This is a genomic window from Massilia sp. Root351 (assembly GCF_001425045.1).
Taxonomy (GTDB): Bacteria; Pseudomonadota; Gammaproteobacteria; order Burkholderiales; family Burkholderiaceae_D; genus Rugamonas.
Map to the genome: position 1 here is coordinate 573,129 of NZ_LMDJ01000012.1, position 13,651 is coordinate 586,779.

The window sequence follows — 13,651 nt, forward strand, 5'->3', positions numbered from 1 at the left end:
GATTAGTTGAACGATTTAGTCAAGTATACCAAACTTGACCAATTTTGTCAGGCACCCCTGGCAAGCCGCTTACTTGCCCTTCAGGCGCGCAGCAGCCGCAACGGCCCGAACAGGGCGTGCATGTCGCGGTTGCCGATAAATGACAGGTTATAAGGGTGCTCGGCCACGATCTGCGGCAGCGCCTGCACCACGGGCAAGCGGTTCAGCTGCTCGGCGATCTTTCCCCACAGGATGAGCGTAGGCTGGGCCGGCTCCAGCGCGGCGATCACCGTTTCAAAGAACGGCAGCCAGGCTTTCGCGTCTTTCACGGGAGCAACATGCGGACGGAACACCAGCGAGGCGTTCAGCAGCAGGAAGCCGTGCCCGATGAGTTTGTGCTGGATGCCGGCCAGGGTCTGGGTCGCCTGCGCGCTGCCGCGCGCCTGGGCGGCCACGGCGGCCAGCGCCGCGCCGGCGGTGTTGTCGGCGGCCAGCAGGCCGTCCGCCACCAGCAGCATTTTCATGAAATTGCGCAGCGAGGTGGCCTTGTTGACCGGCTTGGCCAGGCCGCCACCCGCCTGGTCCGACCACAGCCCTTTGACGGCGCCGTCCATGAAGCAGACGCCGGTGGCGCTTTCCGCGCGCGGATAGGGCCCCTCGCCCACCAGCACATAGCGCACCCGGTCCAGCGGCAGCTCGAAAGCGGCGAACAGGCGCAATTCAGTGGGCAGGTAGTTGTCCGCGGCCAGCGCCGGCAGATAGGCCGGATCGGCCGCCGCCATCGCTTCCAGGCCGCGCAACAGGACCGCACGCCAGGAGGCGTCGGCACGGTCCAGCGCTTGCAGTATGGGGGCTGGGAGGGGCGGTGTATGAGGCATGGGGCAAGATTTTACCTTAGCCCCGCATTCCCCGCTTGCGGCCGCCCCGGCAGGGCCGCTGAATCAGCTCAGCACGGTGGACTGGTTGATGCCGATCAGCTCCGCGCCGTCGGCGTTGGCCACGGCCAGATGGGTTTCGGCGGCCATCGCGGCCACCGGTGTCGGAACGGGATTCCAGTAGTTATCCACCAGCGACTTGATCACGCTTTCCGCCGTGGTGGCGCCAACCGCCCCCTCCAGCACGCGCACCTGGGCAGCGGCGGCGGCGCCGCTGTATTTGGCGATCTCGGCCGGCGTGTCGATGACGGACGTGAAGTAGGTGGAGAACAGCATTTTGTTGGCAATGGTCGCCTTGTCGGCCGCGTTGGCGCCCTCCTTGCTGGCGGCAGCGATGATCTGCGTCGCCACCGTGGCGCGGGTGACTTCGTGGTTTTTCAGGGCATCGGTCCAGAACGTCAGGCCGGCCAGCAAGGGATCGCGTCCCAGCAGATGCTGGTAGGCGGCGGTGACAAAGACGGCATCGGTGACATTGCCGTACAGGGCTGCCGACTCCGCGCTGCCGCTGAAATTGTTCAGGACGTCCCGCACGCCGCTATGGGTGTTGTAGGACGCCTGCAGGTCCGTCAGATTGGTGGGCGCGTTGGCATTGGCCAGGTAGGTGGAAAGGGACTTCAAGCCGTTGTAGTCGGCTGGACGCCAAAGGTTGGCCAAATAAAGCTGTTGGGCAAGCAAGGTATAGTCTTCTGCGGTGGCCATGTTTATCCTGGATAGGTGGACTGGCCACCATCATGCATGCACATTGAAGATATTGCAAATATCATAATACTAGTTACTGCAACACGAGTCCGGCCGCCAGCGCCAGCATGATGCAGCCGGTCAGTGCTTCGATGGTTTTCCAGACCAGGGGGCGCTGGAATACATCCGACAAGCGGCTGGCGCCGAAACCCAGCGCCGTGAACCAGAGCAGCGAGGCCGTCATCGCGCCCACCGCGAAGCTGGCGCGCTGATGGGCAGGATAGTTGCCGCCCAAGGTACCCAGCAAGACCAGCGTATCCAGGTAGACGTGGGGGTTGAGCAGCGACAGCGCCAGCACGCTGACCAGGGCGCGCTGCAGGCTGGGCGGCACCGCGCCCGCCTGCAGCTGCAGCGCGTCCGCGCGCAGCATGGCGGCCCAACTGCGCAGGCCGTACCACACCAGGAACGCCGCCCCGCCCCAGCGCGCCAGGCCCATCAGCAGCGGCGAGTCCTGGATCAGCGCACCCATGCCGGCCACGCCGGCGCCGATCAGCAGCACGTCAATCAGGATGCAGGTCGCTACCGTTACCGCCACATGCTGGCGCCGCACGCCGACCCGCAACACGTGGGCATTCTGGGCGCCGATGGCCATGATGAGGCTGGCGCCGAGGCCCAGGCCGTTGAAGAAGACGTGCGTAGTAAACATGGCAAGCTCGCTGATGAGTGGGGATGCACGCATTTTCCATGGCTTGCCGCCGTAGATGAAGCTGGATTAATATTGTTCAGGATACTTAAGAATCGCTAATCTGGAGATTGCCATGCTGCCCGACACCCGCCAGGCCGAAGCCCTGCTGGCCATCATCGACACCGGCAGCTTCGAGCAGGCCGCCGCGCTGCTGCACGTGTCGGCCTCGGCCGTGTCGCAGCGGGTCAGCGCCATGGAGGTGGCGCTGGGCACGCCGCTGGTCATCCGCAGCCGTCCCTGCCGCCCCACCAGCGCCGGCCAACGCCTGGTGCAATACCTGCGCCGCAGCAAGCTGCTGGAAGACGAATTTCTGTCCGCCATGCAAGAGGAGGACGCCCGCCCGCTCAGCGTGTCGCTGGCCGTCAACAACGATACGCTGGGCACCTGGCTGCTGCCGGCCCTGGCGCCTTTCCTGATCAAGGAGAACATCCTGCTCGACCTGTCACTGGACGACCAGGACCACACGTACACGCTGATGGAGCGCGGCCAGGCGCTGGCGGCCATCTCCACCGAGGCGCAGCCCATGCGCGGCTGCGTGGCTCAGCCGCTGGGCGTGATGCGCTACCGCATGCTGGCCTCGCCCGCCTTCGCCGCGCGCTGGTTCCCGGGCGGCCTGAGCCGCAAAGCGGCGCTGACGGCGCCAATGATGGTGTTCGACCGCAAGGATTTGCTGCAAGCGAACTTCATGCAGCGCGAATGCGGCCTGCTGCCCGGCAGCCATCCCTGCCACTACATCCCCGCCAACGAAAGCTTTCTGCGCTGCATAGACCTGAGCCTGGGGTACGGCATGGTGGCCGAGCAGCAGGTGGGCGACCGGCTGGCCAGCGGCGCCCTGCTCGACCTGGCGCCCGGCAAGTTCAGCGACGTGGCGCTGCACTGGCACACCTGGCGCGTGCAGTCGCCGCGGCTGGAGCGCCTGAGCGCGGCCATACTGGAAGCTGGACGGCGCAGCCTGCTGCCGTCGTGAACGCGCAGCGGCGCCCTGCGGCGGCGCCTGCCCCGCACGGAAAAATGGCTATAATTGCAAGCAATTCACTCAGAGGTGCCCCATGCCGCCGTCTCCCGATCTCTCCAAACTGAAAATCGACCGCGACGCCCAAGCCCAGCTACCGGGCCAGCGCGCGCGCCGGCGCAAGTGGATAAAGATCGCACTGGTGCTGCTGGCGCTGGCGGCGGCGGGCGTCGTCATCAGCCGCCAGGCCGGCGGCAAGGCGGACGTGGAAACGGTGACGGTGTCGCAGGCTTATCCCTCGCAGAACTACACCTTGCTCAATGCCACCGGCTATGTGGTGGCACAGCGCAAGGCGGCGCTGTCGTCCAAGGCCACCGGACGGCTGGAGTGGCTGGGTGTGCTGGAAGGCTCGCGCGTGAAGAAGGACGAGATCGTGGCGCGGCTGGAGAACCGCGATGTGAGCGCCACGCTGGGCCAGGCGCAGGCCAACATCAAAGTGGCGCAGGCCAACCTGGAACAGGGCCAGGCCGAGCTGCAGGACGCGCAGCAGGCCTACAAGCGCGCCGGCGAACTGCTGGGGCAGAAGTTCATCGCGGCGGCCAGCTACGATACGGCGCAGGCGCGCTACAACAAGGCCAGGGCCGCCATCGCGGCGCAACGCGCGGCCATCGCGGCGGCGCAGGCCAACGCGCAGGCCGCGCAAGTGGCGCTGGACCAGACCGTCATCCGGGCGCCGTTCGACGGCGTGATCCTGACCAAGAGCGCCAACGTGGGCGATAACATCACGCCCTTCTCCTCCGCCGCCGACAGCAAGGGCGCGGTGGTGACCATCGCCGACATGGACACGCTGGAGGTGGAGGCGGACGTGTCCGAGTCCAGCCTGTCGAAGATCAGGGCGGAGCAGCCGGCCGAAATCCAGCTTGACGCCTTCCCCGAGCTGCGCCTGGCCGGCGTGGTGTCGCGCATGGTGCCCACCGTGGACCGCAGCAAGGCCACCTTGCTGGTGAAGGTGCGCTTCATCGACCGCGACCCGCGCGTGCTGCCGGACATGAGCGCCAAGGTGGCGTTCCTTTCCAAGCCGGTGCCGGCCGAGGACAAGGCGCCGGTGACGGCCGTGCAGCCGGCCGCCATCGCCACGCGCGGCGGCAAGCCGGTGGTGTTCGTGGTGGCGGACGGCAAAGCGCGGCAAGTGGCCGTGAGCAGCGGCCGCAAGGTCGGCGAGCTGGTGGAGGTGAAAGGCGTGAAGCCGGGCGACAAGCTCGTGTCGAACCCGGACGCCAGGCTGCAGGACGGGCAGGCAGTGTCGGTGGCGAAGAAATGACCGCGCCCGGCAGCGAAGCGCTGGTGCGCATCGAGCACCTGGTGAAATCCTACCGGCGCGGCGGCCAGCACGTGCCGGTGCTGACCGACATCACGCTCGACATCCAGGCCGGCGACTTCACCGCGCTGATGGGACCGTCCGGTTCCGGCAAGAGCACCCTGCTGAACCTGATCGCCGGCATCGACAAGCCGGACTCCGGCCTGCTGCGCGTGGACGGCCTGGACATCGCTTCCATGTCCGAGACCGACCTGGCGCACTGGCGCGCGGCCAACGTGGGTTTCATCTTCCAGTTCTATAACCTGATGCCGGTGCTGTCCGCGTTCGAAAACGTGGAGCTGCCGCTGCTGCTCACGCCCCTGTCCCGCCGCGAGCGGCGCGAGCGGGTGGCGCTGACGCTGTCCATGGTGGGCCTGTCGGAGCGCATGGACCACACGCCCAACGAGCTGTCCGGCGGCCAGCAGCAGCGCGTGGCCATCGCGCGCGCCATCGTCACCGACCCCACACTGATCGTGGCCGATGAACCCACCGGAGACCTGGACCGGCAATCGGCCAGCGACGTGCTGGCGCTGATGCAGCAGCTGAACCGCGAACTGGGCAAGACCATCATCATGGTCACCCACGACGCCCATGCGGCGCAGCAGGCGCGTACCCTGATCCACCTTGAAAAAGGCGAGCTCATCGCCACGCCCGGGTAGCCGGCCCGCGCCACGCATCTGTCACGCAAATGCCATGTACCTGCTCAAGCTGATCTTCAAGAACGCCCTGCGCCACAAGCTGCGCACCGGGCTGACCGTGCTTGGGCTGGTGGTGGCCACGCTGTCCTTCGGCCTGCTGCAAACGGTGGTGGACGCGTGGTACGCGGGCGCCGAGGGCGCATCCAACACCACGCTGGTCACCCGCAACGCCACCTCGCTGGTGTTCCCGCTGCCGCTGGCCTACCAGGCGCGCCTGCGCGCGGTGGACGGCGTGACCGGCGTGGGCTACGCCAACTGGTTCGGCGGCGTCTACAAGGACCCAAAGAACTTCTTCGCGCAATTCGCCATCTCCGGCCAGAGCTACCTGGACATTTATCCGGACTACCTGCTGCCGGAGGAAGAACGGGCCGCCTTCCTGCGCGACCGCAAGGGCGCCATCGTCGGCCGCAAGCTGGCCAACCAGTACGGCTTCAAGGTGGGCGACACCATTCCCATCAAGGGCACCATCTATCCCGGCCAATGGGAATTCGCGGTGCGCGGCATCTACGACGGAAAACAGGAGTCGACCAACACCGCCACCATGTTCTTCCATTGGGACTACGTGAACGAGGGCCTGAAGAAAATCTACCCGCGCCGCGCCAACCAGGTGGGCGTGTACGTGGTGCGCATCGCCCGCGCCGAGGACGCCGCCGCCACCTCCAGCGTGATCGACTCGCAGTTCCGCAACTCGCTGGCCGAAACGCTGACCGAAACCGAGAAGGCGTTCCAGCTCGGCTTCGTGTCCATGTCCGAGGCCATCGTGGTGGCGGTGCGGGTGGTGTCCTTCGTGGTCATCGTCATCATCATGGCGGTGATGGCCAACACCATGGCCATGAGCGCGCGCGAGCGGCTGGGCGAATACGCCACGCTGAAAGTGCTGGGCTTCGGCCCGGGCTACCTGGCGGCGCTGATCTTCGGCGAATCGCTGCTGCTGTCCGTGTTCGGCGCCGCGCTCGGCATCGCCCTGCTGTTCCCGCTGGCGGCCATCATCGGCTCGGCCATGGGCACCATGTTCCCGGTGTTCCAGGTGGCGCCGCCCACCCTGCTGCTGCAGGGCCTGGCCGCGCTGCTGATCGGCGTGGTGGCGGGCATCGCGCCCACCATCCGCGCGGTGCGCGTGAACATCGTCGAGGGCCTGAGGAGCATAGGCTGATGCGGATCCCCCTCTCCTATGTCGCGCGCAACCTGTGGGCCAGGCGCCTGACCACCGTGCTGACGGCCGGCGGGCTGGCGCTGGTGGTGTTCGTGTTCGCCACGGTGCTGATGCTGGACGAGGGCTTGCGCACCACGCTGGTCACCACCGGCGAGTACGACAACGTGATCCTGATACGCCGTTCGGCCGAAAGCGAAGTACAGAGCGGCGTTGAGCGCGCGCAGGCCAACATCGCCGCCAGCCACGCCGCCATCGCGCTCGGCGCGGATGGCCAGCCCATGATCTCGAAGGAGACCGTGGTGCTGATTTCGCTGCTCAAGCGCGGCTCGGACAAGCCGTCCAACGTGGTGATACGGGGCATAGACCAGCGCGGCCTGGTGCTGCGCCCGCAAGTGAAGCTGAGCGCCGGCCGCATGTTTCGGCCCGGCGCCTCCGAGATCGTGGCCGGGGCCAGCATCGCCAAGCGTTTTGCGGGCGCGGGCATCGGCGAAAAGCTGCGCTTCGGCCAGCGCGAGTGGACCGTGGTGGGCCTGTTCGACGCCGGCAACAGCGGTTTCGATTCGGAGATATGGGGCGACGCGGACCAGCTGATGCAGGCCTTCCGCCGCAACGGCTATTCGTCCATGGTGCTGCGGCTGGCCGACAGCGGGCTGTTCGCGCGCTTCAAGCAGGATATCGAGTCCGACCAGCGCCTGACGCTGGAGGCCAAGCGCGAGCAAACCTTCTATTCGGACCAGTCGCGCGCGCTGTCCACCTTCATCAGCATACTGGGGCTGACGCTGTCGATCATCTTTTCGATCGGCGCCATGATAGGCGCGGCCATCACCATGTATGCGTCGGTGGCCAACCGCACCGGCGAAATCGGCACGCTGCGGGCGCTGGGCTACCAGCGGCGCAACATCCTGGCCGCCTTCCTGGCCGAGTCCATGCTGCTGGCGCTGGCCGGCGGCGCAGCGGGGCTGGTGTTCGCATCCTTCATGCAGTTCCTGTCCTTCTCCACCACCAACTTCCAGTCCTTCTCGGAACTGGCGTTCGGCTTCCGGCTCGATGGCGCCATCGTCGTCAAGACCTTGCTGTTCTCGCTGGCGATGGGCTTCATCGGCGGCTTCCTGCCCGCCGTGCGCGCCGCGCGCATGAAGATCGTGGACGCGCTACGGGCGGCCTAGCCTTGGCAGATCGCTTGCCTGCGCGCCATAAGCCACCGCAATATGCGTCGAGATTTTATTAGCGATTTGCAATATATAGACAAGTGTAGACACAATCCCAGATACTTTGTGTCAAACTATATTGACCGTCAGACAAACTTCCGCCGATTCCACCTTCCCGCCATGCGCTTTCCGCCCCGCCGAGCCTTGCTGTGCCTGCTGCTGATACTGGCCGCACTCGCCACGCTGGGTGCGCGCCACGCGCAGGCGGCGGGCACGCGCACGGTGCTGGTGCTGTACTCGCTGGGTTCGGACTCCGCGTCGGAGTGGCAGCGGCTGGTGCGCAAGGGCATGGATGACGAACTGGCCAGCAAGCGCTGGGGCGACGCGCCCGACATCTTCGAGGAGCACTTCGACTCCGTGCGGGTGGGCGAACAGGCGTCGCTGGACAGCATGGCGCCGTACCTGCGCACCAAATACGCCAGCGTGAAGCTGGACGCCATCGTCACCGAAAACCACCTGGCGGCTGGGTTCCTCAACAGCCACCCGGACCTGTTCCCAGGCGTGCCGCGCTACTACGTCAACCACGGCCGCCGCAACTGGCGCCCCGGCGACGGCGAAGCACTGGAACTGGCGCCGGACTATGGCCGCATGCTGGGCGTGATCCCGCTGGTGGCGCCCAGCGTCAAGCGCATCGTGGTGGTGGGCGACCAGACGCCCCGCGTGCAGGAATGGATCGCCGGCGTGCGCGCCGCGTCGCGCCCGTACAGCAAGCAGATCGCCTTCGACTATTGGGACCAGCAGGGCTTTAGCGAGCTAGTCCGCCGCGCCGCCATGCTGGGCGAAGACACGGCCATCCTGATGTTTGCCACCCACCGCGGCCAGGAAGGCGGCGCCGGCACGCCGCCGGATGTGGCGCGCAAGCTGGCGGCGGCGTCGCCGGTGCCGGTGTTTACGCACGTGGAGTCGCTGGTGCTGCCGGGCGTCGTGGGCGGCTACGTGCTGAGCGGCGAAGCCATAGGCCGCGTTATCGCGCGCATCCTGCAGGGCCAGCCGGCCGACCTGAGCGGCGTGCAGCGCTACATTTTCGACCACCCCACCGCCGAGCGCCACCAGTTGCGCAACCTGCCGCAGGAAGCGCTGCTGCGCAACCGCCCGGTCAGTGTGTGGGAGCTGTACCGATGGCAGATTCTCCTGGGCGCCACTCTGATCCTGCTGGAAGCCGCGCTGATCACGGTGCTGGTGCGCGTGCTGCGCTCGCGCCGCAACGCGCTGGCCGCGCTGAACGACGAGCGCAACAACCTGGAAGACCGGGTGCTGCACCGCACGCTGGAACTGCTCACGGTAAACAGCAAGCTGGAACAGCTGGCCACCACCGACCCGCTGACCGGCATCGCCAACCGGCGCCGGATGACCGAACAGATTTCCAAGGAACTGGACCGCGCGCGCCGCTACAAGCACCCGCTGGCGCTGCTGATGGTGGACATCGACCACTTCAAGCGCATCAACGACACCTACGGCCACGACGTGGGCGACCAGGCCATCGTGGCGGTGGCGGGTGCGCTGTCGGCGGCCATGCGCAGCATCGACCTGGTGGCGCGCTTCGGCGGCGAGGAGTTCGTGCTGCTGATGCCGGAGGCGTCCCTGGAGACGGCCGGCGGCGCGGCCGAGCGCCTGCGCGAGACCGTGGCGCAGCTGCGCATCGACCTGGACGGCGGACTGACGGTGTCGCTGACGATCAGCGTGGGCGTGGCGGCCTCCTATCCGCAGGAGGCCCCGGATTCGCCCTCCGCCCTGCTGGTGCGGGCCGACAAGGCGCTGTACCAGGCCAAGAAGGAAGGCCGCGACCGGGTGGTGCTGAGCGCCGCCTGATCGCTGCTTACTCGGCGTCCGGCTGCTGCGCGGGATGCGCGGCCTGGAACGCGGGCAAGGCCGCGCAATTGGCCGCGATGCGCGCGATGTTGGGATACGGCGCCAGGTCTACTTCAAAACGCTCCGCGTTGAACACTTGCGGCGCCAGGCAGCAGTCGGCCAGGGTCGGCGTGTCGCCGTGGCAGAAGCGGCCCGTGGCGCCGTCGCGCGCCAGGTGCGCTTCGAAGGTGGCCAGGCCCAGGCGCATCCAGTGCCGTATCCATTCCAGCTTGGCCGCCTCGTCCAGCTTGAGCGTGTGCACCAGGTATTTGAGCACGCGCAGATTGCTGAGCGGATGCGTGTCGCAGGCGATGGTCATGGCCAGCGCGCGCACGCGCGCGCGGCCCGCCGCGTCGGCCGGCAACAGCGCAACCTGCGGATACTGCTCCTCCAGGTATTCCACGATCGCCAGCGACTGCGTCAGCAGCGTGCCGTCGTCATCGAGCGCGGGCAGCAGCGCGCCCGGATTGACCTCGCGGTAAGCCTCGCCCAGCTGCTCGCCGCCGCCGCGCAGCAGGTGCACCGGCACCGCCTCGTAAGGCAGCGCTTTCAGGTTGAGCGCGATGCGGACGCGGTAGGCGGCCGAGCTGCGGAAGTAGGTGTAGAGCTTCATGCTCCGCGCTCCTGATAGTGCACCACGGTCTGGTCGATGGCGCCGAAGATGCTGGTGCCTTGCGCGTCGAACATCTCGATGCGCACGCTGTCGCCGAACTTGAGGAAGCCGGTGGCCGGCTTGCCGCCTTCAATGGTTTCGTACATGCGCACTTCGGCCAGGCAGCAGTAGCCCACGCCGCCGTTGGCGATGCTGGAGCCGTGCAGGCTGCCCTGCTTGTTGGACACGGTACCCGAACCGATGATGGTGCCGGCCGCCAGTTCGCGCGTCCTGGCGGCGTGCGCCACCAGCTGGGCGAAGCTGAAGGTCATGTCTTCGCCGGCGTTCGGCTTGCCGAATGGCTGCGCGTTCAGGTGCACGGTCAGCGGCAGGTGCAGCTTGCTGTCCGCCCAGTGCGCACCCAGTTCGTCCGGCGTGACGGCCACCGGCGAGAACGCGCTGGCCGGCTTGGAGTTGAAGAAGCCGAAGCCCTTGGCCAGCTCGTTCGGGATCAGGTTGCGCAGCGAAACGTCGTTTACCAGCATCACCAGGCGGATGGCCTGGGCCGCGTCGGCCTCGCTGGCGCCCATCCTGACGTCGCCGGTGACCACCGCCACTTCGGCTTCCAGGTCGATGCCCCACTCTTCGCTCAGCGCATAGATGTTGTCGCGCGGGCCGACGAAGCTGTCCGACCCGCCCTGGTACATCAGCGGATCGGTGTAGAAGGAAGCCGGCACGTCGGCGTTGCGCGCCTTGCGCACCAGCTCCACGTGGTTGATGTAGGCCGAGCCGTCGGCCCACTGGTAGGCGCGCGGCAACGGCGAATGGCAGGCGCTTTGGTCGAAGGGCTGCGCATCGGCGGCGCGGCCTTCGTTCAGGGCGGTGTACAGGGCGGCCAGTTGCGGCGCGCTGAAGTCCCAGTTGTCCAGCGCGGCCTGCAGCGTGGGCGCGATGCCGGCCGCGCTGACGCACTGCTTCAGGTCGCGGCTGACGATAAGCAGGGCGCCGTCACGGCTGCCGTTTTTCAGGGTGGCGAGTTTCATTGTTTATGCTCCGGTGGCGGGTGCGTGCATCCAGGCGGCGTGCTTGGGCGCTTTCTTGGTCCTGGACCATTCTTCCAGCATGTCCCATTTGACCTGGTCCAGCTTGCGCATCATTTCCGGCGTGCCGGTGTTGACCGACAGCTCCAGGCGGTGGCCGTTCGGATCGAAGAAATAGATGGATTTGAAGATGGTGTGGTTGACGGGGCCGATCACGTCGATGCCGGCGGCGCTCAGGCGCTGCTTGGCTTCCAGCAGCTCGTCCATCGTCTCCACTTCCATGGCCAGGTGCTGCACCCAGGCCGGGGTGTTGTGGTCGCGGTCCATGGCCGGCTGGGTGGGCAGTTCGAAGAAGGCCAGCACGTTGCCGTGGCCGGCGTCCAGGAACACGTGCATATACGGGTCCGGCGCCTTGGTGGACGGCACTTCGTCTTCGGCGATGGCCAGCACGAAGTCCATGTTCAGGTGCTTGACGTACCACTCGACGGTTTGCTTGGCGTCCTTGCAGCGGTAGGCGACGTGGTGGATTTGCTTGATCTTCATGATGGTCTCCCGGGGATATGTCGATATTAGAATCCAGAATGAGATATCATACAAACGGTATTTTTCAATCGATTTATCGGATTTCCCAATGAGTCCTACCCTGCGCCAGATGCGCGCCCTGGTCGCCATCGCCAAGACCGGCAGCTTTACGCTGGCGGCCGAGTACCTGAACCTGACGCAATCCTCGCTGAGCGGCCAGATCAAGGAACTGGAGCAATTGCTGGGCGTTAAGGTAGTGGAGCGCAATACCCGCCGCGCGCAGCTCTCCGAGCTGGGGCGCGAACTGTATCCGCTGTTCGACAAGATGATCGAGGACCTGGACGGCGCCATGGCCGACATCGCCAACCGCAAGGCGCTGAAAAAGGGCACCGTGCGGGTGGCCGCGCCGCAGATGATGGCCTGCACCCTGCTGCCGGAGGTGATTGCCGCCTACCGCGCGGCCTACCCGGCAGTGCAGGTGATGCTGGTGGACTGCCCGGTGGAAAACGTGTCCGGCCGCGTGTTCAGCGGCGAGGTGGATTTCGGCATCGGCCCGGAACGCGACCCGGCGGCGGAGATCGCGGCGCAGTTGCTGTTCGAGATGCCATTCGTGCTGGTGCTGCCGGTGGCGCATCCGCTGGCCGACAAGCCGAGCGTGACGTGGAGCGACGTCAACGAGCATCCGCTGATCGCGCTGCAGGGCCAGTTCACCGAGCGGCTGCTGCGCGACGTGGCGCTCAATCCCTACAACGAGGTCACTTTCATGACCACTGCGCTGGCCATGGTGAACGCCGGCCTGGGCGTGACGGCCTGCCTGCCGTACGCGGCGCCGATGGTGAAGCTGTACGGCTTGCAGATGCGCCTGCTGCAGGAGCCGGAACTGACGCGGCGCTTCTTCGTCTATACCAAGAGTGCGCGCTCGCTGTCGCCGGCCGCGCAGAGCTTTGCCGACTTCCTGTTCCAGTTCGTGGCGGCGCACGAGTGGAATATTCCGCAGTCCTAGGCCTGGACCTCAGGCAAGGCAGCAGTTGCTCTGGTAGCCCAGCACCAGTTCATCGAGCAGGCCGCGCACGGCCGGCACCAGGCCGCGGCGCGACGGGAACACCGCGTGCACCAGGCGGAACGGGAAGTTCAGCTGAGGCAGCACGCGCTCCAGCAGGCCGCTGTCCAGGTCCGCCTGCACCTGCGCCTGCGGCAACTGGGCCACGCCCAGGCCGTCGATGGCGGCCAGCTTCAAGGTCGGCATATCGTCCGTCACCATGCGCGGCGCGTGCGTGACGCTGACGCTGGCGCCGGCCACGTTGATGAAGTTCCACACGAATTTGTCGCCCGGCCGCGCCATGGCCAGCGTGGGCATGTGCGCCAGGCCGGCCGCGTCCATGGGGCGCGGCAGCTGCTCGAACAGGCGCGGACTGGCCACCAGGATGGGTTCGGACCGCGCCAGCACCCGCACCGCCAGGTCGCTGTCGTCCAGCGGCGGCGTGCGCACCCGCAGCGCGATGTCGATACCCTCCTCGATCACATCGACGCGGCGGTTGGTGGCGTCTATCGCCACGCGCACCAGCGGGTTGGCGGCCAGGTACCTGGAAATGATGCAGCCGACGCCGTTTTGCAGCAGCCCCAGCGGGGCGCTCAGGCGCACCAGTCCCTGCGGCGTGGAACGGGTGCGCTCGATGGCGTCGCGCGCGGCCTGGGCCTCGGCAACCACGGCGGCGCAATGGCGGTAGAAGGTCTGGCCCGCTTCTGTGACGGAAATACGACGCGTGGTGCGGTTCAGCAGGCGCACGCCCAGGTCCTGTTCCAGGGCTACGATATGCCTGCTGAGACGGGATGCCTGCATGCCCAGCGCCGACGCGGCAGCGCTGTAGCCGCCATGTTCGACAACTTTAGCGAAAAGATACATGTCGTTAAGGTTTTCCGCTGCCATTTCGTCAAGTCCGATTA

14 protein-coding genes are annotated in these 13,651 nt (G+C 66.7%); 7 read left to right on the forward strand and 7 right to left on the reverse strand.

The window, feature by feature from the left end; genetic code table 11:
* Window positions 1–80 precede the first annotated feature (80 nt).
* From ASD15_RS15585 to ASD15_RS15595, 3 genes are all read right to left on the reverse strand, one after another.
* The gene (locus ASD15_RS15585) at window positions 81–857 is read right to left on the reverse strand and encodes a hypothetical protein (protein WP_057155859.1); all 777 of its coding nucleotides are present in this window, start codon (window positions 855–857) and stop codon (window positions 81–83) included.
* Between the two features lie 63 nt (window positions 858–920).
* On the reverse strand, window positions 921–1,613 hold the full coding sequence (locus ASD15_RS15590; RefSeq protein ID WP_057155860.1) for a DUF4214 domain-containing protein: 693 nt from the start codon (window positions 1,611–1,613) through the stop codon (window positions 921–923).
* Between the two features lie 73 nt (window positions 1,614–1,686).
* Entirely contained in the window at window positions 1,687–2,298 is a 612-nt protein-coding gene (locus ASD15_RS15595; protein ID WP_057155861.1) for a LysE/ArgO family amino acid transporter, read from the reverse strand.
* Between the two features lie 106 nt (window positions 2,299–2,404).
* Here ASD15_RS15595 and ASD15_RS15600 point away from each other — a divergent pair, with 106 nt between their 5' ends.
* The 6 genes from ASD15_RS15600 to ASD15_RS15625 all read left to right on the forward strand — a co-directional run bounded on the left by ASD15_RS15600 (window position 2,405) and on the right by ASD15_RS15625 (window position 9,514).
* Window positions 2,405–3,304, forward strand: coding sequence for a LysR family transcriptional regulator ArgP (locus tag ASD15_RS15600; RefSeq protein WP_057155862.1), 900 nt, complete (start codon window positions 2,405–2,407; stop codon window positions 3,302–3,304).
* A gap of 82 nt (window positions 3,305–3,386) precedes the next feature.
* Complete coding sequence (locus tag ASD15_RS15605; protein ID WP_057155863.1) at window positions 3,387–4,610, forward strand: efflux RND transporter periplasmic adaptor subunit; 1,224 nt, start codon at window positions 3,387–3,389, stop codon at window positions 4,608–4,610.
* On the forward strand, window positions 4,607–5,305 hold the full coding sequence (locus ASD15_RS15610; RefSeq protein ID WP_057155864.1) for an ABC transporter ATP-binding protein: 699 nt from the start codon (window positions 4,607–4,609) through the stop codon (window positions 5,303–5,305). The genes ASD15_RS15605 and ASD15_RS15610 overlap by 4 nt, the downstream gene beginning before the upstream one ends.
* Window positions 5,306–5,339: 34 nt before the next feature.
* On the forward strand, window positions 5,340–6,497 hold the full coding sequence (locus ASD15_RS15615) for an ABC transporter permease (RefSeq protein WP_057155865.1): 1,158 nt from the start codon (window positions 5,340–5,342) through the stop codon (window positions 6,495–6,497).
* Window positions 6,497–7,663: an ABC transporter permease gene (locus tag ASD15_RS15620; protein ID WP_057155866.1), complete on the forward strand. Its 1,167-nt coding sequence runs from the start codon at window positions 6,497–6,499 to the stop codon at window positions 7,661–7,663. Before ASD15_RS15615 ends, ASD15_RS15620 begins: the two co-directional genes overlap by 1 nt.
* 162 nt (window positions 7,664–7,825) lie before the next feature.
* Window positions 7,826–9,514 (forward strand): GGDEF domain-containing protein, encoded by a 1,689-nt coding sequence (locus ASD15_RS15625; RefSeq protein WP_057155867.1) that lies wholly within the window; start codon window positions 7,826–7,828, stop codon window positions 9,512–9,514.
* A 7-nt stretch (window positions 9,515–9,521) separates the two neighbouring features.
* Here ASD15_RS15625 and maiA read toward each other — a convergent pair whose 3' ends face one another.
* Genes maiA through ASD15_RS15640 form a run of 3 tightly spaced genes read right to left on the reverse strand, consistent with a single transcriptional unit; the run spans window position 9,522 to window position 11,728 of the window.
* Window positions 9,522–10,166 carry a maleylacetoacetate isomerase gene (maiA, locus tag ASD15_RS15630; RefSeq protein ID WP_057155868.1) on the reverse strand — a complete coding sequence of 215 codons (645 nt, stop codon included), beginning with the start codon at window positions 10,164–10,166 and terminating at the stop codon, window positions 9,522–9,524.
* Window positions 10,163–11,188, reverse strand: a complete 1,026-nt coding sequence (locus tag ASD15_RS15635) for a fumarylacetoacetate hydrolase family protein (protein ID WP_057155869.1) — start codon at window positions 11,186–11,188, stop codon at window positions 10,163–10,165. The genes maiA and ASD15_RS15635 overlap by 4 nt, the downstream gene beginning before the upstream one ends.
* A gap of 3 nt (window positions 11,189–11,191) precedes the next feature.
* On the reverse strand, window positions 11,192–11,728 hold the full coding sequence (locus tag ASD15_RS15640) for a VOC family protein (RefSeq protein ID WP_057155870.1): 537 nt from the start codon (window positions 11,726–11,728) through the stop codon (window positions 11,192–11,194).
* An 88-nt stretch (window positions 11,729–11,816) separates the two neighbouring features.
* Between ASD15_RS15640 and ASD15_RS15645 the strand changes: the two genes are divergently transcribed.
* Window positions 11,817–12,710: a LysR family transcriptional regulator gene (locus ASD15_RS15645; protein ID WP_057155871.1), complete on the forward strand. Its 894-nt coding sequence runs from the start codon at window positions 11,817–11,819 to the stop codon at window positions 12,708–12,710.
* A 9-nt stretch (window positions 12,711–12,719) separates the two neighbouring features.
* On the opposite strand, the gene ASD15_RS15650 is transcribed toward ASD15_RS15645, so the two are convergent.
* A complete protein-coding gene (locus tag ASD15_RS15650) occupies window positions 12,720–13,610 on the reverse strand; it encodes a LysR substrate-binding domain-containing protein (RefSeq protein WP_229418203.1) in 891 nt (296 codons plus the stop codon).
* Window positions 13,611–13,651: the final 41 nt, after the last annotated feature.

Bases quoted from the DNA above. Each gene is read 5' to 3' on its own strand.
- ASD15_RS15585 (WP_057155859.1), bottom strand. From the start codon at position 857: ATGCCTCATACACCGCCCCTCCCAGCCCCCATACTGCAAGCGCTGGAC.
- ASD15_RS15590 (WP_057155860.1), bottom strand. From the start codon at position 1,613: ATGGCCACCGCAGAAGACTATACCTTGCTTGCCCAACAGCTTTATTTG.
- ASD15_RS15595 (WP_057155861.1), bottom strand. From the start codon at position 2,298: ATGTTTACTACGCACGTCTTCTTCAACGGCCTGGGCCTCGGCGCCAGC.
- ASD15_RS15605 (WP_057155863.1), top strand. From the start codon at position 3,387: ATGCCGCCGTCTCCCGATCTCTCCAAACTGAAAATCGACCGCGACGCC.
- ASD15_RS15610 (WP_057155864.1), top strand. From the start codon at position 4,607: ATGACCGCGCCCGGCAGCGAAGCGCTGGTGCGCATCGAGCACCTGGTG.
- ASD15_RS15615 (WP_057155865.1), top strand. From the start codon at position 5,340: ATGTACCTGCTCAAGCTGATCTTCAAGAACGCCCTGCGCCACAAGCTG.
- ASD15_RS15620 (WP_057155866.1), top strand. From the start codon at position 6,497: ATGCGGATCCCCCTCTCCTATGTCGCGCGCAACCTGTGGGCCAGGCGC.
- ASD15_RS15625 (WP_057155867.1), top strand. From the start codon at position 7,826: ATGCGCTTTCCGCCCCGCCGAGCCTTGCTGTGCCTGCTGCTGATACTG.
- maiA (WP_057155868.1), bottom strand. From the start codon at position 10,166: ATGAAGCTCTACACCTACTTCCGCAGCTCGGCCGCCTACCGCGTCCGC.
- ASD15_RS15635 (WP_057155869.1), bottom strand. From the start codon at position 11,188: ATGAAACTCGCCACCCTGAAAAACGGCAGCCGTGACGGCGCCCTGCTT.
- ASD15_RS15640 (WP_057155870.1), bottom strand. From the start codon at position 11,728: ATGAAGATCAAGCAAATCCACCACGTCGCCTACCGCTGCAAGGACGCC.
- ASD15_RS15645 (WP_057155871.1), top strand. From the start codon at position 11,817: ATGAGTCCTACCCTGCGCCAGATGCGCGCCCTGGTCGCCATCGCCAAG.
- ASD15_RS15650 (WP_229418203.1), bottom strand. From the start codon at position 13,610: ATGTATCTTTTCGCTAAAGTTGTCGAACATGGCGGCTACAGCGCTGCC.